The sequence below is a fragment of the Burkholderia sp. SIMBA_062 genome, assembly GCF_046534765.1.
Taxonomy (GTDB): Bacteria; Pseudomonadota; Gammaproteobacteria; order Burkholderiales; family Burkholderiaceae; genus Burkholderia; species Burkholderia ambifaria.
The window spans coordinates 1-250 of sequence record NZ_JAWRYD010000461.1 but is presented as its reverse complement, the minus strand read 5'-3'; the positions used below and the strand labels follow the sequence as shown (position 1 = coordinate 250).

At 62.4% G+C, this 250-nt stretch carries 1 protein-coding gene; it reads right to left on the bottom strand.

From position 1 onward, the window contains the following. Positions 1 to 250, bottom strand: a 250-nt coding sequence (locus tag SB786_RS37065) for a proline dehydrogenase family protein (protein WP_410731692.1), incomplete at both ends; no start/stop codon positions are given.

Below are 250 nucleotides of genomic sequence, written 5' to 3'. Positions count from 1 at the left end.
ATGGTCGGCAATGCGGTTGACGAACGAGGTGTTGGCGCCGTTTTCCAGCAAGCGGCGGACCAGGTAGGCCAGCAGGGTTTCGTGGGTGCCGACCGGCGCGTACACGCGGCACGGGCGGTTCAGCTTGCCTTCGGAGATCTTGCCGACCACTTGTTCGTACAGTGGCTCGCCCATGCCGTGCAGGCACTGGAACTCGTACTGGCCTGGGTAATAGTTCTGACCAGCGATGTGGTAGATGGCCGACAGGGTG